This window comes from Cellulomonas sp. P4_D11 (assembly GCF_056401915.1).
Genome location: NZ_JBFUIK010000001.1, coordinates 128776 through 149813, shown reverse-complemented (window position 1 = coordinate 149813; position 21038 = coordinate 128776). Strand labels below are relative to the sequence as shown.

General features: G+C 67.4%; 17 protein-coding genes and 1 other RNA gene. 14 read left to right on the top strand and 4 right to left on the bottom strand.

Going from position 1 to position 21038, the window contains the following annotated elements:
* Positions 1 to 59 precede the first annotated feature (59 nt).
* The 9 genes from ftsE to AC1DT4_RS00600 all read left to right on the top strand — a co-directional run bounded on the left by ftsE (position 60) and on the right by AC1DT4_RS00600 (position 9868).
* On the top strand, positions 60 to 749 hold the full coding sequence (gene ftsE, locus AC1DT4_RS00640; RefSeq protein WP_477087826.1) for a cell division ATP-binding protein FtsE: 690 nt from the start codon (positions 60 to 62) through the stop codon (positions 747 to 749).
* Positions 749 to 1663 (top strand): permease-like cell division protein FtsX, encoded by a 915-nt coding sequence (gene ftsX / locus AC1DT4_RS00635; protein ID WP_477087825.1) that lies wholly within the window; start codon positions 749 to 751, stop codon positions 1661 to 1663. The genes ftsE and ftsX overlap by 1 nt, the downstream gene beginning before the upstream one ends.
* Before the next feature lie 2 nt (positions 1664 to 1665).
* Positions 1666 to 2970 (top strand): peptidoglycan DD-metalloendopeptidase family protein, encoded by a 1305-nt coding sequence (locus AC1DT4_RS00630; protein ID WP_477087824.1) that lies wholly within the window; start codon positions 1666 to 1668, stop codon positions 2968 to 2970.
* A gap of 73 nt (positions 2971 to 3043) precedes the next feature.
* The gene (smpB, locus tag AC1DT4_RS00625) at positions 3044 to 3514 is read left to right on the top strand and encodes an SsrA-binding protein SmpB (protein WP_477087823.1); all 471 of its coding nucleotides are present in this window, start codon (positions 3044 to 3046) and stop codon (positions 3512 to 3514) included.
* Complete coding sequence (locus tag AC1DT4_RS00620; RefSeq protein WP_477087822.1) at positions 3511 to 5364, top strand: DUF2207 domain-containing protein; 1854 nt, start codon at positions 3511 to 3513, stop codon at positions 5362 to 5364. Before smpB ends, AC1DT4_RS00620 begins: the two co-directional genes overlap by 4 nt.
* 10 nt (positions 5365 to 5374) lie before the next feature.
* Positions 5375 to 6430: an ATP-dependent DNA ligase gene (locus AC1DT4_RS00615; RefSeq protein ID WP_477087821.1), complete on the top strand. Its 1056-nt coding sequence runs from the start codon at positions 5375 to 5377 to the stop codon at positions 6428 to 6430.
* 510 nt (positions 6431 to 6940) lie between these two features.
* The gene (locus AC1DT4_RS00610) at positions 6941 to 8170 is read left to right on the top strand and encodes a S1C family serine protease (RefSeq protein WP_477087820.1); all 1230 of its coding nucleotides are present in this window, start codon (positions 6941 to 6943) and stop codon (positions 8168 to 8170) included.
* An 80-nt stretch (positions 8171 to 8250) separates the two neighbouring features.
* Positions 8251 to 8617, top strand: a transfer-messenger RNA (tmRNA) gene (gene ssrA / locus AC1DT4_RS00605).
* 195 nt (positions 8618 to 8812) lie between these two features.
* On the top strand, positions 8813 to 9868 hold the full coding sequence (locus AC1DT4_RS00600; RefSeq protein ID WP_477087819.1) for a tyrosine-type recombinase/integrase: 1056 nt from the start codon (positions 8813 to 8815) through the stop codon (positions 9866 to 9868).
* 82 nt (positions 9869 to 9950) lie between these two features.
* On the opposite strand, the gene AC1DT4_RS00595 is transcribed toward AC1DT4_RS00600, so the two are convergent.
* Complete coding sequence (locus tag AC1DT4_RS00595) at positions 9951 to 10832, bottom strand: nuclease-related domain-containing protein (RefSeq protein ID WP_477087818.1); 882 nt, start codon at positions 10830 to 10832, stop codon at positions 9951 to 9953.
* A gap of 80 nt (positions 10833 to 10912) precedes the next feature.
* Complete coding sequence (locus AC1DT4_RS00590; protein ID WP_477087817.1) at positions 10913 to 11221, bottom strand: helix-turn-helix domain-containing protein; 309 nt, start codon at positions 11219 to 11221, stop codon at positions 10913 to 10915.
* 1265 nt (positions 11222 to 12486) lie between these two features.
* Here AC1DT4_RS00590 and AC1DT4_RS00585 point away from each other — a divergent pair.
* From AC1DT4_RS00585 to AC1DT4_RS00570, 4 genes are all read left to right on the top strand, one after another.
* Positions 12487 to 13488, top strand: a complete 1002-nt coding sequence (locus tag AC1DT4_RS00585) for a ParB/Srx family N-terminal domain-containing protein (RefSeq protein WP_477087816.1) — start codon at positions 12487 to 12489, stop codon at positions 13486 to 13488.
* A 3-nt stretch (positions 13489 to 13491) separates the two neighbouring features.
* On the top strand, positions 13492 to 14760 hold the full coding sequence (locus AC1DT4_RS00580) for a hypothetical protein (protein WP_477087815.1): 1269 nt from the start codon (positions 13492 to 13494) through the stop codon (positions 14758 to 14760).
* 224 nt (positions 14761 to 14984) lie between these two features.
* On the top strand, positions 14985 to 16424 hold the full coding sequence (locus AC1DT4_RS00575) for a DNA cytosine methyltransferase (RefSeq protein WP_477087814.1): 1440 nt from the start codon (positions 14985 to 14987) through the stop codon (positions 16422 to 16424).
* Between the two features lie 57 nt (positions 16425 to 16481).
* Positions 16482 to 17945, top strand: a complete 1464-nt coding sequence (locus AC1DT4_RS00570; protein ID WP_477087813.1) for a hypothetical protein — start codon at positions 16482 to 16484, stop codon at positions 17943 to 17945.
* Here AC1DT4_RS00570 and AC1DT4_RS00565 read toward each other — a convergent pair.
* On the bottom strand, positions 17925 to 18350 hold the full coding sequence (locus AC1DT4_RS00565; protein WP_477087812.1) for a hypothetical protein: 426 nt from the start codon (positions 18348 to 18350) through the stop codon (positions 17925 to 17927). The two genes, AC1DT4_RS00570 and AC1DT4_RS00565, sit on opposite strands and share 21 nt — an antisense overlap.
* Before the next feature lie 145 nt (positions 18351 to 18495).
* On the opposite strand from AC1DT4_RS00565, the gene AC1DT4_RS00560 reads away from it, so the two are divergent.
* The gene (locus tag AC1DT4_RS00560) at positions 18496 to 18780 is read left to right on the top strand and encodes a hypothetical protein (RefSeq protein ID WP_477087811.1); all 285 of its coding nucleotides are present in this window, start codon (positions 18496 to 18498) and stop codon (positions 18778 to 18780) included.
* 712 nt (positions 18781 to 19492) lie between these two features.
* Here AC1DT4_RS00560 and AC1DT4_RS00555 read toward each other — a convergent pair.
* Positions 19493 to 21022 (bottom strand): DNA cytosine methyltransferase, encoded by a 1530-nt coding sequence (locus AC1DT4_RS00555; protein ID WP_477087810.1) that lies wholly within the window; start codon positions 21020 to 21022, stop codon positions 19493 to 19495.
* Between the last annotated feature and the right edge of the window lie 16 nt (positions 21023 to 21038).

Sequence of the window (21038 nt, the reverse complement as noted above, 5' to 3'; positions counted from 1 at the left end):
ACTCTCGACGAGGCCAGCGCTGTACCCCGTCCGTCCCCGAAACCTGGCCCGCGAGCACCGTGATCAGATTCGAGAACGTCACCAAGGTCTACGCGCGCGGCGCCCGACCCGCGCTGGACCGCGTGTCCCTGGACGTCGAACGGGGGGAGTTCGTCTTCCTCGTCGGTGCCTCGGGCTCCGGCAAGTCGACCTTCCTGCGCCTCGTCCTGCGCGAGGAGCGGGCCTCCGCCGGCCGCGTGTTCGTCGCGGGCAAGGAGCTGGGCACGCTGTCGTCGTGGAAGGTGCCGACGCTGCGCCGCCAGATCGGCGCCGTGTTCCAGGACTTCCGCCTGCTGCCCAACAAGACGGTGTTCGAGAACGTGGCGTTCGCGCTGCAGGTCATCGGCAAGCCGCGCCACCACATCCTCACCACGGTGCCGGACACGCTGGAGATGGTCGGCCTGGCCGGCAAGGAGAAGCGCCGGCCGCACGAGCTCTCCGGTGGCGAGCAGCAGCGCGTGGCCATCGCGCGCGCGTTCGTCAACCGCCCGAACATCCTGCTGTGCGACGAGCCCACGGGAAACCTCGACCCGACCACGTCCCTGGGGATCATGCGCCTGCTCGACCGGATCAACCGCACGGGCACCACGGTGGTCATGGCGACGCACGACGACGAGATCGTCGACCAGATGCGCAAGCGCGTCATCGAGCTCTCGCTGGGCGACCTGGTCCGTGACCAGTCGCGCGGCGTCTACGGGTCGGACCGCTGATGCGCCTCCAGTTCATCCTCAGCGAGATCGGCCTCGGCCTTCGTCGCAACCTGTCGATGACGATCTCCGTCATCCTCGTGACCTTCGTGTCGCTCACGTTCGTCGGCTCGGCCGCACTGCTGCAGACGCAGATCGGCAAGATGAAGGACGACTGGTACGACAAGGTCGAGGTGTCGGTCTTCCTCTGCCCGCAGAACTCCGACCAGCCGACCTGCGCGAGCGGCGAGGTCACCGACGAACAGAAGGCCGACATCCAGGCCGCGCTGGCGTCGCCCGAGGTCAAGCCGTACGTCGAGAAGATCTACACGGAGACCAAGGAGCAGGCGTACGCCTCGTTCCAGAAGCAGTTCAAGGACCAGTTCTGGGCGTCGGCCGCGACGGTCAATGACATGAACTCCTCCTACCGCATCAAGCTGACGGACCCGAAGAAGTACTCGGTGGTCTCGGACGTGGTCTCGGGCCGGCCGGGCGTCGAGGAGGTCAAGGACCAGCAGCGGCTGTTCGACAAGCTGTTCACGGTCCTCAACAACGCGACGCTGCTGGCCGGCGGGCTCGCGCTCGTCATGCTGCTGGCCGCGGTGCTGCTCATCACGACCACCATCCGGCTGTCCGCGCTGAGCCGGCGTCGCGAGACGGGGATCATGCGCCTGGTCGGCGCGTCCACCGTGTTCATCCAGCTGCCGTTCATGCTCGAGGGGGCGATCGCCGCGACGATCGGCGCCCTGCTGGCGGTGGGCGGGCTCTGGCTGGGCGTCGGCTACCTGGTCGACGACTGGCTGGGCGAGTCGGTGAGCTGGATCCCGTACGTGAGCACCGCCGACGTGCTGACCATCGCGCCGATCCTCATCGTGGTCGCCATCCTGCTCGCCGGGATCTCGTCGCTGGTCACCCTCAGCCGCTACACGAAGGTCTGATGATGCACCGGCTGCACAGGCTGCGGATGCCCGCGTTCCTCGTCGTCGTGGCCCTGGTCCTGACGGCGCTCTTCGCAGCGCCCGCCAGCGCCGACAGCATCGACGACCGCCGCAAGGCGGCCGAGGCGCACAAGGCGGCCGTGGCCAAGGCGCGCGACGACACCGAGGCCGCGATGGAGGGCGTCGACGCCAGTATCCAGGCGCTCGCCGTCCAGCTGGCCGACACGCAGGCGCAGATCCCCGCGGCGCAGGCCACGCTCGACGCGGCCAACGCGGCGCTGGAGAAGGCGCAGCGCGAGGCGGCGATCATCGCGGCGCGGCTGGTCGACGCGAAGGACCAGCAGGCGACGATCTCGACGACGATCACGCAGGACGCCGAGCACGCGACGCAGATGCGCGCCGCGATCGGCCAGATGGCCCGCGAGGCGTACAAGGGCGGCGGCGGGGTCTCGGGCGTCGACGTCATCCTCGACGCGCAGAGCACCGACGACTTCGTGGAGCGCTACGGCCTCATGTCGACGGCGCTGCGCACGCAGGCGCAGATCCTCGACGACCTCAAGGCGACGGAGTCCGCGAACAAGAACGCCGAGGCCCGCCTGGGCGCGGTCAAGGCCAAGATCGAGGAGCTCAAGGCCGCCGCGGACCAGAAGGTGGTCGAGGCCGACGCTGCCAAGACCGCCGCCGCCGCCGCGAAGGCCGCCCTCGACAACCTGCTCGCGCAGCAGGTCAGCCAGCAGGCGGCTCTCGACGCCCAGAAGTCCGCCCTCGAGGCGCAGCTCGCGGCGGCCGACGCCGAGGCCGCCGCGGTGCAGAACGAGCTCCAAGCCGCCATCGCGGCGCAGAAGGCTCGCGACGCCGCCGCCGGCAACCCCCACGGCCCGGCCGGACCCATCGGCACGGCACTGTTCGCCAACCCGACCAGCGTCAATCCGATCTACGTGACGTCCGAGTACGGCATGCGCATGCACCCGACGCTCCACTACGTCCGCCTGCACGCCGGCATCGACCTGCGCACCTACTGCAACACCCCGATCTACGCCGGTCGCGCCGGCACGGTGACGTGGGCCAAGACGCGGTTCGGGTTCGGCAACCAGGTCATGGTCGACAGCGGGTTCGTCAACGGGAACGCCCTGTCGGCGTCGTACAACCACCTCACCAGCTTCGCGGTGAGCGCGGGCCAGCACGTCGAGCAGGGGCAGCTGATCGGGCGGTCGGGCAACACCGGCACGTCGGCGGCCTGCCACCTGCACTTCGAGGTCTACGTGAACGGCGCGACGACGAACCCCCGCCCGCTGCTCGGTCTCTGATTTCGGGTGGCGTGCGACGGGTAGTCTCGTCCCGCACCATTCACTTTCTTTGCAGGAACGGGGTTCGACGACGGTGGCCAAGGAGATCGGGCGCAAGGTCGTCGCCTCGAACCGCAAGGCCCGGCACGACTACGTCATCGAGGACGTGTTCGAGGCCGGCCTGGTGCTCAGCGGCACCGAGGTCAAGGCGCTGCGCCTGGGCCGGGCGTCGCTGGTCGACGGCTGGTGCGAGGTGACCAACGGCGAGCTGTGGCTCGAGGGCGTGCACATCCCCGAGTACTCGCAGGGCACCTGGACCAACCACGCTCCCCGCCGCAAGCGCAAGCTGCTGCTGCACCGCCAGGAGATCGACCGCCTGGAGTCCCGCACCCGGGAGAAGGGGCAGACGATCATCCCGCTGTCCCTGTACTTCCTCGACGGGCGCGCCAAGGTCGAGATCGCGCTGGCCCGCGGCAAGCGCGAGTGGGACAAGCGGCAGGCGCTGCGCGAGAGGCAGGACAACTTGGAGGCCAACCGCGCGATCCGCGAGAAGCGCGACCTGTGAGGCTTCTTCGGGCCGTCGTCGTCGCCCTCGTCCTCGTCGTCCTTGGTGCCCTCCCCGCTTCGGCCGCGCCCGACCAGTCCTCCGGCCGCGAGATCACGCGGTACGACGTGACGGCCTCGCTCGCCGCCGACGGCGTGATGAAGGTCGCGCTCGACTTCGACTTCGACTTCGGCGACGACCCCGGTCACGGGCCTTTCCTGACCTTGCCGACGAGGGTCTACTACGACGACTCCTCGGACCGCGCGTTCCGGTACACCGACATCTCGGCCTCGTCGTCGTCGGGTGCCCCGGCACAGGTGAACCGTGAAGAGAACGACTCGGCCCTGATCCTGCGCATCGGCGACCCGGACGTCGACAACGTCTCCGGCGTGCAGACGTACCACGTCGAGTACACGGTCGACGGGCTGGTCAACCCCGCGAACGCGCAGCACTCCGGCGACGAGCTGTACTGGAACGTCGTCGGCGCCGGCTGGGAGATCCCGCTGGGCGACCTGTCGGTCGAGGTGACCGGCCCCGCCCCGGTCGAGGGCGCGGTCTGTTTCGCCGGCCCGACCGGCTCCACGTCGCCATGTACGTCTGCTGCGGCGGCGGGTTCGTCGTCCACCTTCACGCAGGACCTGCTGCCCGTCGGCTCGCAGTTCTCCACGGTCACGGGCTGGCCGGCCGGGACGTTCCCGGGGGTCGAGCCGATCCTCGTCGACAAGCCCGACCCGCTCGCCCCCGTGCAGCCGGTGTCACCCCTGGGCGTCGTCGCGGTGCTCGTGCTCATCGGCGGCACCATCCTCGCGATCGTCCGCGTGCGCCGCGTCGGCCGCGACCGCGCCTACCTGGGCCTGACCCCGGGCCTGCGCCCCGCCGAGAACCAGCCGGGCACGGCGTCGGGCTTCCGCGACCGCCGCGAGGTGGTCTCGGTGCAGTTCCAGCCGCCGGAGGGCGTGCGGCCGGGAGAGATGGGCACGCTTCTCGACGAGTCCGCCGACCCCGTCGACGTCACCGCGACCCTGGTGGACCTCGCGGTGCGCGGGTGGTTGCGCATCGAGGAGGTCCCGCGGGACAACCCGAAGAAGAAGGCCAAGGACTGGACCCTGGTGCAGCTTCGCAATCGCGACGGCTCCCTGCTCCCGTTCGAGGACACCTTGCTGTCGTCGATCTTCGCCGGCTCGACCTCGGTCAAGCTCTCCGACCTGCGGACCACGTTCGCGGCGTCGATGGCGCAGGTGCAGGACGGCCTGTACGACCACGTCACCGCGTCCGGCTGGTTCCGGTCCAACCCGAAGTCGGTCCGCACGCTCTGGCGCGCCGCGGGCATCGTGCTGCTGGTGATCGGGGCCGGGCTCGCGATCTTCGCGTTCGCGTCCGGCCTCTCGGTCCGCGGCCTCGCGCTGGTGCCGATCGCGATCGGGCTCGTCGGCGTCCTGGTGCTCGCGCTGGCCAAGGCCGCCCCCGCCCGCACCGAGGACGGCACCGCCGTGCTGGCGCAGTCGCTGGGCTTCCGCCGCTACCTGGCCACCGCCGAGGCGAACCAGCTGCGGTTCGAGGAGGGCGAGGACATCTTCAGCCGGTACCTGCCCTTCGCCATCGTGTTCGGGCTGGCCGACCGGTGGGCGCGGGTGTTCTCCGAGCTCGCCGCGCAGGGCCGGGCCGTCGCGCAGCCGAGCTGGTACGTGGGCGGCTATTACCCGGGCGCCAACATCTACTGGGCGACCGCGTTCGCGTCCTCGCTGGACCGCTTCGCTTCCGTTGCGACGGAGTCCATCTCCGCTCCCACGCCCGGTTCGTCCGGCGGATCCGGCTTCTCCGGTGGGTTCTCCGGCGGTGGCGTCGGCGGCGGTGGTGGCGGGGGCTGGTAAGACTTCCTGTATGACGCTGCCGGTGATGCCGCCCGTGGACCCCATGCTCGCCAAGTCGGTGCCTTCCATACCGGCGGGCAAGCTGTACGAACCGAAGTGGGACGGCTTCCGGGCCATCGTGTTCCGCGACGGCGACTCCGTGGAGATCGGGTCGCGGAACACGAAGCCGATGCAGCGGTACTTCCCGGAGGTCGTCGCTGCCGTCTTGGAGCACCTGCCGCCTCGTTGTGTGGTCGACGGGGAGATCATCGTGCCGTCGTCGTCGCACAGCGGGCTCGACTTCGAGGCGCTGCTGCAGCGCGTGCACCCGGCCGAGTCGCGGGTGCGGCTGCTGTCGGTCGAGACGCCCGCCCTGCTGGTGCTGTTCGACGTGCTGGCGCTGGGTGACGACGACCTGACGTCCCGGCCGTTCGCGGAGCGTCGGGCTGTGCTGGAGTCTCTCGTCACGCCCGGCGGCCCGATCTCGGTGACCGCGCAGACCTCCTCCCTGGACGTGGCGACCGACTGGTTCTCGAGGTTCGAGGGCGCAGGCCTCGACGGCATCGTCGCCAAGGATCCTTCGGGCCCGTACGAGCCCGGCAAGCGGACCATGCAGAAGATCAAGCACGAGCGGACCGCGGACTGCGTGGTCGCCGGCTACCGCCCGCACAAGTCCGGCGACGACGCCGTCGGGTCGCTGCTGCTCGGTCTGTACAACGACGACGGTGTGCTGGCGTCCGTCGGCGTCGCGGCGTCGTTCCCGATGGCGCGGCGGCGCTCCTTGGTCACCGAGCTCGCGCCGTTGGTCGTGCCGCTGGAAGGGCACCCGTGGGACTACTCGGCCGCTGCGCGCACGCCTCGCGAGGCCGCGGGCAGCCGGTGGTCTGCGGGCAAGGACCTGTCGTTCGTGCCGCTCTCACCCACCCTGGTGGTCGAGGTCGCGTACGACCACATGGAAGGCGACCGCTTCCGGCACACCGCGCAGTTCCGCCGCTGGCGCCCGGACCGCTCGCCTGAGTCGTGCACCTACGCCCAGCTCGAGGAGCCGGTGTCGTACTCGCTCTCGGACGTGCTGGCGGCCGGCTGACGTTCCACAGGTTGCGCACGGGTCGATACCAGCGATCTCCCGGTTCGCCCGAGTTCTCTGATCCTTGTCGGCACCACCCCGGGTGCCGCCGAGGAGGGCAGGACCATGGACGAGCAGCAGCGCGACGAGACAGAGCCTTCGGTGGAGCCGGGGCGCATGGAGGAGACGCACGCGACGCCCGCGGAGCCGACCTCCTTGGTGACACCGGGCGATGGTCCGACGCCCATAGCGGCAACCGCCGCCGAGCCCACCACCGCGGTGGCAGCGGCAAGCGATCCGACGCCGAGCGCGGCTCCTGAGCCGCCGGTCGGTCAGGACGCGCCGTTGGCCGCCGAGCCGTTGGTCACCCAGCCGGTGTCGAGCACGTACCCGGATCTGGTTACACCGCCGTCGTCGGCCGCTCCGATGCCGGCGCCCGTCGCCCCCGTCGGCGCAGCGCCAACGACCACCGCGCCTCTCCCGACCGCGCACCCGACCGCCGTCGTCGCCCAGCCGATGACCGCGCATCCCATGGCCGCGCCCGTGGGGAGCACCTACCCGGAGCCGACGACCGGCACCCACCACCAGACGGGCGGCACCGCGACGGCGACCAAGCCGGTCGTCCGCCGCAGCCTCGCGGTCTGCGCCGCCGGGGGAGCGCTCGCCCTCGGCCTGCTGGCAGGCGGCGTGACGGCAGGCGCGATCGTCGCGGCCCACGCGTCGACGGAGGCGAGCACCACGACGAGCGCCGAGGGCGCATCGTTCGTCCCGCCGACCTTCGACCCACCGTCGTCTGACACCCCGTCGTACGGCACGGACCCGGGAACCGCTCCTGACACCACCCATTCCGACGCCACCGCGGCGAGCGCCGACCAGCAGGTCGGCGTCGTGACCATCAACACCACGCTCGGCTACCAGAACGCGTCGGCGGCCGGCACGGGCATGGTCCTCACGTCCGACGGACTGGTCCTCACCAACAACCACGTGATCGAGGGCTCGACAGCGATCGAGGTCACCATCGAGTCGACGGGGGAGACCTACACCGCCACGGTGCTGGGCGCGGACGCGACCCACGACGTCGCGCTCCTGCAGCTCGAGGGCGCCTCCGGCCTATCCACGGTCACGCTCGACAACGACAACGGCGTCGTCTCCGGCGACGCGGTGACGGCGGTCGGCAACGCGGAGGGCGGCGGCGACCTGCTGGCGGCCGCTGGCTCGGTCGTCGCGACGGACCAGACGATGACGGCGTCGACGGGCGGCTCGTCGCAGGGCGAGACCCTGAGCGGTCTCATCGAGTTCTCCGCCGCGGTAGTGCCGGGCGACTCGGGCGGCCCGCTGCTCGACGACGAGGGCGAGGTGGTCGGCATGACGACCGCAGCCTCGGCGAACAGCCAGGTGACGACGGTCGCCTACGCGATCACCGTCGAGGACGCCCTGGTCATCGCCCACCAGATCGACGCGGGCGCCGCCTCCGACACCGTGACCATCGGCTCCCCGGCGTTCCTCGGTGTGTCCCTGGCCGACGGCTACCAGGGCGCGGTCGTCGCGGGCGTCCTCGACGGCACCCCGGCGGCGTCGTCCGGCCTGGCCGCGGGCGACACGATCACCTCGGTGAACGGGACTGTGGTGTCGTCCGCCTCGGAGCTCTCGGCGGCGCTCAGCGAGCTCACCCCCGGCGACTCGGTGGCGCTGGCCTGGACCACCCCGGCCGGCAGTGCCGGCTCCGCGACGGTCACCCTCATCGCCGGACCTGCCGACTGACTGGGAATGAGCCCGACCAGCCCGCCGTTGGGAGGTAGGCTGGTCGGGTCAGCCTCGGCTGGTGCTTGATAACTGAACATGGGGGTGATCGGTTTCGACGGTGATCGTCGAACCAGGAGAAGCGGGTCGAGGACGCACGGTTATCTCGTCAACGCTCCGTGCAAAACCATAGGTGCCAATACAAACCGCACCGACTTCGCCCTCGCCGCCTGAGCGAGTCCCGAAGTCCGTTGGCCTGAGTACGCTCTCGACTCAGTAACCAGCGTCATCTAGAGAGCCACTGCTGGTAATCCTCGTCAGTGGGGTTGCCGGGACTTTTAGCTGACTGGGCCCGTCCACAACTTGCCTGTGGGATTGTGGGGGCCGAGAAAATCACAGCAGGCTGCACCCGGAGAATCCCTGGTACTGCGTCACCGGACGCGGGTTCGATTCCCGCCACCTCCACAGCTCTGACCTGCGGAAACGTCGGTCTTGTTGACCAGGAATAGCCATCCGTTGACTCGGGTGGCTATTTTTGTCTCTATGGCGAGCATCCGTGAGCGGCGGCGTCGCGATGGCACGAAGGCCTTCGCCGTATTGTGGCGCGACCCGGATACCGGACGCCAGACGTCGCTCACCTATGACGATCTCCGCGATGCCACGGTGGCTCGGCAGCTCATCGAAGCGGCCGGCGGATACGCCGCCGAGGCCGCGCGGATTGCGGACACCGTGCGTCATCGCGGCCCGACGGTTGATGACGTCATCTCCGAGCACATCGACCTGCTGACGTCGGTCGGCCGGGACACACGCGCGCACTACCGCCAGCAGCTCGCCACGCACATCTCGCCCGTCCTCGGCGCCTATGCCGTCAAGTCGATCACTTACCGCCACGTGGCTGAGTGGGTGCGCACGATGACGGACCGCGGCTACGCACCCAAGACGATCGCCAACGTGCATGGGCTGTTCTCCGCGGCGATGACGACCGCCGTGCGGCTCGGGTACCGCGACGACAACCCGTGTGCCGGCGTCGAGCTGCCCAAGTCGCAGGCGACGCATGACGAGATGACCGTGCTCACGCGCGACGAGTTCGCGCTGCTGCTGTCCAAGGTCGCCGAGTACTACCGGCCCCTCGTCCTGCTGCTCGTTGCCTCCGGGCTGCGCTGGGGGGAGGCGACTGCGCTCACCGTTGCCGACCTCGACCTCACGTCGACGCCCGCGACCGTGCGCGTCACGAAGGCGTGGAAACGCGACGAGAACCGTCACTGGTACGTCGGCCCACCCAAGACCAGGCGGGCGCGACGCACCGTCTCGCTTCCCGACGACCTCGTCGGCGTTCTCCGGGGCGTCATCGCCGGCAAGGCTCCGGGAGATCTCGTGTTCCCGAACACCGTCGGCAGCCAGCTCTCGTCCTCGAGGTTCTGGACGCAAACGTGGACGCCCGCGCTCGAGGCCGCCATGAACCCGCGCCGACCCGACGGATCGCCCGACCCTGACGCGCCCCGGCTGACCAAGCGGCCACGCGTGCACGACCTGCGGCACACGCACGCGTCGTGGATGATCGCCGCCGGCGTCGACCTTTTCGTCCTGCAGCGGCGGCTCGGGCACGAGTCGATCACGACGACGACCGAGACGTACGCACACCTGCTGCCGGACCAGCAGGCGGCCGCGGCGGCCGCCGCGGGAAGAGCGTTGAGCGGGCTCGTCATCCAGCCTCAATGACGGCTCACGCGCGCAGCGTGAATGTCGCGTCATCGTGGTGTCCATAGGCACGGTGTATTGCGTGGCCGTGATCGGCCGTTCGTCAGGCGATCGGGAACGCCTCAGCCAGGCGTCGATGGATCTCGTCGACGATCGTCGGTGCGAGCGTGCCAGGGGAGGTCAGTCGTTCGTAGGCCTTCCGCGGCCAGAGGACGTCGACGCCATCGATATGGAACGAGCCACCAAACAGCGGCCAGTCGGCGTCGACGAAGCAGAGCATCCCGCGCGCGGGGATGTCATCGTGACCCGCAGCGGCGAGCGCGTCCCGGACGAGCCCGACCTGCTTGCGAACCCCCTCGACGAGCTTGGTGCCGTCGCGGGAACCGATGACGAGCCGGGACGTGCGCGGGCGGATGACGCCACCCTCGATCTGCAGCGTCGGTCGCCCGGCGTAGCGCTTGGCGTCGATGACATAAATGCCTGAGGGTGCCACGGCGATGTGGTCGATGTTGGCCCTGGTGCGAGGAATCCGACGGTCGTGCAGCACGCGGACGCCCTTGTCGGCGAGCGAGTCCAGGCCGCGCCCCAGCTGTTCCTCACCCTTGGCGCCGCGCGCCCAGGCGGTCGTGCTCTGGGGCTGCTCCGAGACCGCGAGTATGAGGCCGCCGAGGCGCGGGTGCGCGTCGCGGATACGTGTCTCACGAGCCGCGCTGCGACGCTCGAACTCTCGCCGCGCCGAGCTACCTGCTACCCCTGACTCAACCTCCGCAGGCGGCGGGGGAGGGGGCTGGGGCAGGGTGTCGCCGGTTGCCGTCTCGAGTGGCGCGGGTGCCGGGCAGTGCACGCACGTGACCGCCTTGGTGCTCCGGTCGTAGACGCCCGTGGTACCGGCCGCAAGCGCCGTCCCGCATGCGCGGCACGTCCCGGCGTAGCGGAGGCGCATCGTCTTGGGACCGGTTACTGCCTCGCCGCCGCTTGTCGCCATGCCTGTGCATCGGCAGCTTCGCCGCCGTCCTGAACGCCCCAGATTCGCTCAGCAGCGGCCACACAGCGATGGCCGGCTCGTCAGAACATCTGCGGGTCGCCCTGCACGTGCGGGCGGCGCTGGTGCGCTCGGATCGATCGGACCGTTGCCCCGAGCGCACCGAGATCGACCGAGGCCTCAGCCGGCGGCTCCGTCTCGGGGTCGACGCCGTCGACCGTCGCGAGCCGTACGAGCGCGTCAATGTGCTCGGGAAGGAAACGGATCTTGCCCCTCCCGAACTTCAGATGCGGCACCCGACCGCGCCGCGCCTGCTCGCGCACCCACTCGACTGAGATGCCGAACGACTCCGCGACCTCCTGCGGGGTGGCCGCCGTGTACCCAATGGTCATCGTTACTCCCTCCCGAACTCATCACGCCGCGCCCCGAGCCATGCCGCAAGGCACTACTGGTGATCTGTGGACCACGTCCGCATCGGGCGAGCATGTGGGCCGCCGGTGCCGTACCGCTGCCGCGCGCCCTGCCGTGTGATCGCCAGGCATTGAGCGATGGTCGTCCATGGCGCGCCCACCGCGCGCGCCCGCTCAACCTCCTTGGCGATCTCGGTCTCGAGCGCCCGCACGGCTGCCCGGGCTTCGTCGCATCGCCGGACGAGCTCCCGCAGTGGAGCAGCGTCGTACTGAGACACGGCCGTCCATCGGTCGGTCATGCGTCGCGCCGATTTGCTCCCGTCGGGGCACCGACCGCGAAGGCTGCGGCGTCGACGTCGTGCGAGCCGGTGCCGACTGCACCCAGCTCGAGTCCGAGGCCACGACCGTCCCCCCAGTCCCGAGCCACGCCGGCAACGGTGCTGCCGGGCATGACGCCGCCGCCTCGCGCATCTCAGCCGCCGCCAGCTTCGCGCGCTCCCGTCGGATCAGGTCTCGTCGTCCCATCACCATCACCTCCCTTCGACGGCGGGTATGCGGCTATCGGCGCAAGACGCGACGACCGACGGCCGCGAGGTGCCGGCGGTGCTGGTCGGCGACTAGGCCAGCCTGTGGCGTGACAACGGAGGTTTCGGGGCATGGACTCCTCTGGCACCACTGCGATCCTCGCGTCGTCCCTGACGTGGTTCCGGGCTACCCCGCGTCGCCGGGACGGCTCATCTTCGAGCTGTGCCTCGAGCCGGCGAGGCTCTCATGGGTGGCTGGCGCGCCGGGGCGATCGCCGGTGGCGGAAACACGATGTGGCCGCGCTCGCCTTCGCCTGGATCGGAGCAGCGGTCGTCCAGGTGTAGGGCGCCAGGAAGAGCTGAGACGCGAGGCTCGTTGGTCCGGCTCGCCGGAAGGCCGAACCTGACCGCCCGACTCTTGTTGCACGTGTGCGAAAGCGAGCGCCGCGAGAGTCCAGCCCGAGGCACAGCGCCCTGGGCGCAGGTCGTGCTGGGGGAACCGGCGCGAACTTCGTTGGTTCGCTTCGACACGATGCGGACCTGCTCCCGAACTAACGGCGCGCCGTGGTTGGGTAGCAGCAAGCGTGAACCCATAGACCGGGGAGTATGAAGTGACGGAGCCTGACCCTCCGCCTCGTGCGAGGTTTGACAACGTGGCTCTCGAGAAGTTGATTCTCGACACCGACAACCCGCGCTTCGCCGATGAGCCGCTGCGGTCGACAGATGAGTATTCCCGAACTCGCGCACCTGATGCGCAACTCGAACCTGCCGGACTTGATGAAGAGCATTGCCGCGCAGGGCTTTTTTCCAGGCGAGCCGATCATGATCGTGCAAGTTGAAGGCTCCGACGAGTACATCGTTGTCGAGGGAAATCGTCGGGTTGCGGCGTGCACCCTGCTTTCCTTCCCGGAACGAGCGCCTGCTGACATGCAAAGAAGTGCGGCCGCGATTGCGGATTCCGCGATTCATCGGCCGTCTGCAGTGCCGTCGCTGATCTTCGACCATGCTACGGATATCCATCGGTACCTAGGATACCGGCATATCAGCGGGGTTCAGGAGTGGAGCCCATTGGCCAAGGCACTATACTTGCGCCGTCAGTTTGACGCGCTTAACGATGGTGTTAGGACCGAAACTCAGCGCCTCGAAATCGTCGGTGACCGAATCGGCGCTACGGCAACATACGCCGCACGACTGATGACCTCTCTCGCGCTCTATGAGCGTGCGCGTGAGCGAGACTTCTTCGACCTGGATATCAAGGTCAGCTCCGTCTCCTTCTCGCTCATCACTCTCGCGATTACCCGGCGACCAATAAACCAATATCTCCGACTGCGCTCGAGTAAGGACTACGGGCTGAGCTCGCTCGACGAGGGCTCGCTCAAGATGCTTTTTGACTGGATGTTTGTGCGAAGGGATAAGAAGACGGTCCTGGGCGACTCCCGCAATATCGGCAAACTTGCCCAGGTGTTGCAGGACGAGAGCGGCAAGGCTGCGGAGATTTTGGCCGAGAGTCGCGACCTAGACATGGCCTGGCAAAGCACGCAGTCTGACGGCGATAACGTCCTTGATCTACTCGATGAGGCCATCCTGTGCATCCAGGAGGTCCGCGAGATATTGACGGACCAGGGCCGAACGCTTGCGGCGAGCGAGATGTCAAAGGCCGCGGAAATCATATCTGGCGCGCAAGGCCTAATCGCAATTCCAGTCACCGCAAGTCAGGACGTTTAGGTCTTGCCCCAGCACCTCGGTGAGATCCTCGGAGACTTGGACCGCGCGCCAGAGTCACTCGGGGACACCTACACGTGGGCGGATCTCGTCGAGATCAGATGTTTGGTGCACCCGGACCACATCATGTCGCTTGAGGCCATCGCGAAGATGGCCGACGCCGACGTCGGTCATTCGTTGGAGGCGATGACGCTTCTTGGGACCTCAGCCGATCCCGATCCGGCCGTTGCACCGCCTGAGCGCGATGACGATGGCGCGGGCGACGCGGACGTGGATGGCGACGAAACCGATGCGGACGGTGAGGACGGAGTTGCCGACAGCGTCGTAGGCGCCAACGGGGAGGATGGCGCTGAAGACGACGATGACGACGGTGGCTTCGGCTACATCACGCCGGCCGTCGACGCCAAGGCATCGCGGTTGCGCCGGCTGCGATCTGAACGCATCAGAAGCAACATCCGTCCAGTTCGGCCAACCGATGCAGCGAGTCCGGCCGATCGTCGCCACGTAGTCGCCGCGGATGTCATTCGTGTCCTTGAATGGCGACGTGAGAGATTCGGCGACGATTATCCTTTCGAAATCCGGACGGAGGGGCTCGAGGGATTCGCTCTTGCTCGGCGAGCCGACCTATCTGACCGCCACTACCTTTATCTGTTCCTGCTCGCGTGCGCCTCGCTCCCGCTTTTCGAGTTCAAGGCGAATGAGTCGGATTTCACCTACCCGTTCGAACGGCTGACCGCGCTCGCTTTGAGGAAACTCTTCCCCGGTGCCGACGTACGCATATTTGGGACATCGGATCGCCATCCCGATGTGCCAACCGGGCTCCGAGACCGCATTCAGTATCTCGCGGCGCTACTGAATGGTGAGATAGGAAAAGACGTCAAGTATATCTCGACCTCAAACACGGCGGACGGCGGTCTTGATGTCTTTGCGCAACTCGGGCTAGGTGACGAGCAAGAAGGCAGGTTTGTGGTTTTTGGACAAGCCGCGTGTACCGATGAGTGGACAACAAAGCAGGATTCGGCGTCCGCGCAAAAGTGGAAGAATAGGCTGCAATTGCAGGTCCCGCAAGTCTCCGTGTGTGCAATCCCGATGTCATATAGGCGGAGTGGCGGCGACTGGCATGACATGACCAAGATGTCGGACGCGCTCTTGCTTGATAGGTCGCGCCTGATGTTCCTCGTGTCTGAGGGTTTTAGCGAAATCGAAGATCAAATTTCCGCTGACGGTAGTAGTCGCCGCTCGCTTGAGGCGATCTTGAGCCTTCGGCGCAGTTAGCTTCGCATATTCATCAATGCCATCCGAGTGAACCCGATAACGATGGTCGACGGGCTACGCTGCCGTCGCTCTTCCAGTCAGGTCAGTGGGGAGGAGGCCGCTCTAGCCGCTGAGTTGAGTTGAACGGCTCAACACGGGTCGGGACGCGACGCGTCCGTGAGCTGGCCTCGCACGAGACGGCGTGGGGGCCGCGGCGTGTCAGCAGCTGCACGTACGCTCGGTCCATGACCCAGCCGACGTTCCGCTTCATCGATCTCTTCGCGGGCATCGGGGGCTTCCACGCGGCGATGAAGGCGTACGGCGGCGAGTGCGTCTACGCGGTCGAGATCGACAAGCAGGCTGCGAACGTGTACGAGGCGAACTGGGGCCATCGGGCGCTCGGCGACATCACGAGAGACGCGGACGCTGATCTTGGGATCATGGAGGTTCCGCCGCACGATGTGCTCTGCGCGGGGTTCCCTTGCCAGCCCTTCTCGAAGTCCGGCGCACAGCACGGTATGGAGGAAGCGCGCGGCACGCTGTTCTTCAACATCGCGTCGATCATCCGGGCGCACCACCCGAGCGTCGTCCTCCTCGAGAACGTCCGAAACCTGATTGGTCCTCGTCACGAACACGAGTGGGACGTCATCATCGAGACCCTCCGCGACGAGGGGTATCACGTCAGCGACCAGGCGGCTGTCTTCTCGCCCCACCTGCTGCCGCCGGCATTGGGGGGCGTCCCCCAGGTACGAGAGCGGGTCTTCATCACCGCGACATTGGCACCGGCAATAGTGGCCGACGACGAGCGCTTTGGCGGGCCTGAGCCAGTCGCGGCGATGACAGACCGGTTCCCGGTGACGAGTGGCAGTGAAGAGCAGTTCGACCCGAAGGCCGACTGGCACCTCGAAGACCTGCTCGACGACAGCCACAACATCCCGGGTTGCGACCTCACGGACTCCGAGCGGCACTGGATCGATGCCTGGGACGCCTTCGTACAGATCATGCGGCCGCTCATGGGCGACCGCCATCTGCCTGGCCACCCCATCTGGGCAGACGCTTGGATGGACTTCCGCGAGATGAAGCGCCTGCGCTGGGGACCTCGGATGCAGGTCCCGTCCAGTGTGACGATGCCGACGATCGACCCCAACCTGCCGAAGTGGAAGCAGAGCCACCTCGCGAAGAACTACGACATGTTCGCCCGGCACTTCGAGGCGATCATCCCGTGGGCGCAGTACTGGGGCGTCTATACCGAGCGGTTCCCAGCGTCGCGTCGCAAGCTTGAATGGCAGGCGCAGGACACCAAGTCGCTCTGGGACACGGTCATGCACTTCCGGCCCTCCGGCATCCGCGCCAAGAAGCCGACCTATCTGCCCGCGCTCGTGGCTATCACGCAGACGTCGATCGTTGGTCCTCGCGAGCGCCGGCTGTCGCCGAGGGAGACGGCACGACTCCAGGGCCTCCCGGACTCATTCGTCTTCCCAGGTCAGCCTGCGGCCGCGACGTACAAGCAGATGGGCAACGGCGTGAACGTCGGCGCTGTGTGGCATGTCTTTCGGGAGCACGTCCGGAGAGATCGCGAGCTGCTCGCGGTTAGTCCGGAAGGCAAGGCCATCGTGGACGCCGTAGACGCCGCTCCTCTGCGCCCGAACGAGATTCTCGCGCTGCACGTGCCCGCCGACCGCTAGCGTCCTGCGGGTCGCTGCCTACGGCTGAATCGCGCGCGCTCATGGTTCAGTACACGGGTGCGCCCCGCTTCGTTCTCCGATCGACCGTTCTTCATCCCCGCGGAGACGGCCGTGGAGGCGATCTTGCGGATCTTCTCGTTGACAGGAGCGCAGCCTCAGTCGCGGGGAGAGAAGCGCGCCCTCGTCGCCCTGCGTGACGCGCTCGATCTGGACGTCGATGTGGTTCGCACGAACGCAGTGATGGGCGCCGAGCTAGCGGCCGCGCTCGACGTCGAGTGGGTTCCCGCCAGGGACACGGTCCGAAACAAGGTGAACCTCAGCGGGCTGAACGTTCTGCTGGACGGTGCGTACGACGCCTTCCATCACGGCTCACTCCGCCGCGTCGCCGAGGCGACTCCGACGACGCTTCCGGGTGGCGGCTGGTCCACATTCCGTCCCGCCATCTCCAAGATCGAGGCGGTCACTCGCATCGCGCGCCTGACCGGTGCTCCGGACGAGTGGCTCGGACCGGGGAGCAAGGAACACAAGTCCGCGCTCGTGAACCTGGCCGACAGGCTGCTGCCCGACGTCGAGCTCGACCGTTCGAGCAAGACCCGGCTCGCCCGCGACATCGCCGCCGCGCTCGGCGTGCTGTGGACGGACGACTGCTACTCGACTGGCGAGACGATCTCCCTCAAGGGTCTCAACACCATCCTCGCCGGGGCCGAGCGTCGTCTCGGCCGGCTGGGGACGACAGCCAGCGACCTCCTCGTCACGCCGCACGACGAAGGTGCAGCCCTAGCCGCCGCACTGAACGACGGCTGGAGCGCCGATCCGTGGGACGGGCGCAAGTGCATCGAGTGGATGCGCGATCAAGAAGTCCGCGGCTACAACGAGAACGAGTGGCAGGGCTGGTACTTCGAAGCTCGAGGCCGCGAAATCCTCAACGCAGCGTTCCCCGCTAACGCGGAGCCCGTCCGGTCCCGCTACGGGAACACCACCTTCGACTACTCACTCAACCGCGTGTGGGACATGAAGGCGCACACGGAAGAGCAGGTCCTCCCGATCACCGGCCAACGGCTGGCCGGAAAGCGAGGCATGATCCTCAACGACGAAGAAGCGATCCGCGACTGCGTCGCCGAGCACGGACTCGGCTTCCTTGTTCTCAGCGGCTCGGCACTGATGGACGAGGATCTCGAGTTCGTCGCATGGCATCGAGAGTTCAAGCGATCACAGGGCCTACGAGCCGCACCGTCCAACAGCGGCGTGTCGCGACTGCGGAAAGCCGCCTTCACGCCGCTGAACGTCGAGGCATTCTGGATCGCCGATACGTCAGCTCTTGACGCAGCCGTCGCGGGCGGCCAGCTGAAGGCGCGCCCACAGGGTAGGCAGGCGCCGTCGGCCGAAGGCCTGTCCGGCGCCGACCGCCGAGACAAGTTCCACCTCGACGTCCCCCGCGCACGTGAGGGCTTGCGGGTCGCACGACGAGACTGGGAGCCAAAGAAGTCGGCGCGGCCAGTACTAGCGAACCAGCTTTCGTAGGGCCTCTCGGAGCGCCTGAACGCCCTCGAGCGTCACGGTGGACCCACCCCCGGAGATCGTGCCGCGCGAGTCGAACTCGGCGTCCCAGACCAGACCTGCGCGCTTGACGATCCGCTCGCAGGCATCGGGCATGTTCAGGTACGTCACCCCGACCCGCTTCGCGGCGGCGCGGAAGACATCGGCGGGAAGGCTGCTGCCCACCGATACCGATCGGTGAGGGATGCCTAGGAGATCGCAGATCTCGTTGATCACGTCTTGCTTGGTCTCTCCGCCGTGGAACCCGTACTCACCGGTGCGCGTGCGAAGGGCAACCACCGGCTTCTGTTGTGGACGACTCTCGGGCGTGCAGCCGAATGAGCAGAAGACTGGGTTGGCGCCGTGGCGGCAGGTCGGGGTCTTGGCCATATGGCGGATCCTCGCGGACGTACCCACAGTGCCGGCGGCGGCCGGCGGGTGAATCCTGTAGCCGTGGCGCCGTACGAATCGTGGGCATCGAGTCCTGCGTCGCGCCGTCATTCGGGCCAATCGGCGGAAGGACACTGCGCCTGAGATGGCAGTGCGGCGTCTCGTCCACGCGGCACGACTCCGATATCTCGTCGACCCCCGACGGCTGATCGGGCTGAATCGCCGGGCGGACCTGGTCTTCACACGGGTGAAGGTCGCGGTCTTCATCTACGGCTGCTACTGGCATGGACGTCCCGTGCACGGAACCGCTGCCAAGGCCAAACGCTGCGTACTGGTCATCAAAGACCTCGGGCAAAGTCAGGCGCGACCGAGCGACCGGTGCCCTACTCGCGGAGGCTGGCTGGACCGTGATCCGAGCTTGGGAGCATGACGACGCTGGAGAAATCGCTGCCCACGATCGTCGCGTGTGGTCGCGGCAGCACGGCGGAGACTTCCCGAAGCGCCGGGGGTGATCAAGCCGGCGAAGAAGTGCCATCGCGAACGCCGGGCGCCGAGCGCGCAGGCGACGCGCCACCGATCGACCGTGGTCAGCGTGTGGTCAGTAGGCGGCCTGAACAGCGCGCTGCCGATGCATCACACGCAGGCATTTCGGAAGATTAGGGCGTTGCGAGGTCGGCCAAGTCGAATACCAAATGCGGTGCTCGTGATCTCTTGCTTGGGACCGACGCGCAGGTGCTCGTTGAGATCATCAGCGACATGCGCTGGTGACGCGCAGGCCGTCCGGGCGGCGTCTTACCTGCGGGCCTTGCCCGGCGCCGTGTCAACAGAAACTGAATCGCTGTCCATTCCTTCCCTCCGCCAGCCTGACCTGCGGAATGCAGTTCCCGCTCGGTAGCTAAGTTCCCGTCCATCGCCATGCGGCTGGGCAGGTCGTCGTCGAACGGCCTTGTCCGTCGAGATTCCCGCAGCCCGGCGACACGAGCTCAGGCAGGTCGCGTGACTCAACTCGAGTGGGCGGCGTCGACCCGGGCGGGGCGCGTCGGGCGTGGCGCTCTTTTGACTTCAGGGGGCTGACGAAATAGAAACTTGACCGCTCTACGACCGACGGCGGCCCGCGCGCTGCTCGGGCATGCGAAGCCGTGTCAAGACGGAAGTGGCCGCAGGTACTTGTAAATCGATTCTGCGATCGCTCGGCCGAGCGGAACGGGGACGGCGTTGCCGATCTGCCTAGCAATGTCCGTCTTTGAGCCGCACCACCGAAAATCGTCCGGGAAGCCCTGCAGCCGCGCCGCCTCGTAGTGAGTTATCGGTCGGTTTTCCGACGGATGCAGGTAGCGTCCCTTCTCTGGCTTGAAGAACTCCGTGCGAATCGTGACGGAGGGTTCCCCACGGCGGACGCGCCCCATCACGTCACCGGCGCCGGCGTCGTGGGCATCCCACGCGTCGGTCGAAAGGTACTCAAGAACAGCCCGCCGCGTCCGACGACCATCGTGCACGTCGGCACGAAAAACCTCGTTCTTGCTGCGACCTTTGCTGGCGTCGGAGGCAGTCGGAACATCGAATGAGCGAACCGACATCCGTTGTGAGCTTGCGACTCCATCGACGACGACCTGATACGCGCCGAGAACCATCAGCCCTTCTGTGACGTCTCGGTATTGACCGACTTTCTGGATGATGACCGACTCTCCGTCATCGAAACGGCATAGGTAGCGACCACGGAGGTTCTTGCGGTTGCCGCCTGGTGGGATCGTGCTGTAGCGGGCGAGCGAGATCGCCTCGGGGCTTCGTGTGATGTGTAGAGCCGTTGTCCTGTACGGGCCTGCGAAATCTCCGGGAATGCCCGCGACGCCCGACGTCCTGGGAAGGGCTGGGAGCTCGGTCCCTTCCAGAGTCATGGCCGCGGTTGCTCTGAAGATGTCGTCAGAGGTCAGCCATGGCTTCTGGTCGACGGGGAGATCGAGTTCCACGAGACCCGACGTGCGGGGTCGGATCTTGCGCGAATGCGACGGTTTCGGATATCGCATCTCGTCGAGCAGCAGGTCGACGTCCGTCCGAACGCCGATGACGATTGCGCGCCGGCGGGCCTGGTGGGCACCGTAGTCCGCCGCGTTGAGGAGATACCGCCGGGCCTGCTCCCACTCCTCCTCGTCCTGCTTCGCGCCCGGCGGGGGGACTAGCCTGTAGTTCGTCAGATCGCCGTTCCCGATCCGTTCCTTCAGGTCACCGAACTCGACCGAGCGTACGAACCTGTCGACGTTCTCGATAACGAACACTTTGGGCTGTAGATCGATGACCACCCTGACGAACTCCTGCCAGAGCTCGTTGCGCTCCGCGCGCACCTTATTACGGTTCAGGCCGGAGAATCCTTGGCACGGAGGGCCCCCGACGACGACGTCGACCTCACCCTTGTTCCACTTAGGCACCCAACCGACGATGTCGGTGCAGAAGATCTCGGGTGGGTCAAAGTACTGCGGCCTCGCTGAGGGTGCACCGAAGTTCATTGCGTATGAAGCGGCCGCGGCGGGCTCCCACTCAACGGCGCCGACGCTTCGGAACACGGGGGCGTCGGCACCACTCGGCCGGAATTGGTGAAAGCCCTCAGTCAGCCCACCGCAGCCGGCAAACAGGTCGAGGACAGTGATCGGGTTCGGGCCGGTCACCGCAGGGTTCATAGTCGTAGTCTAGGCA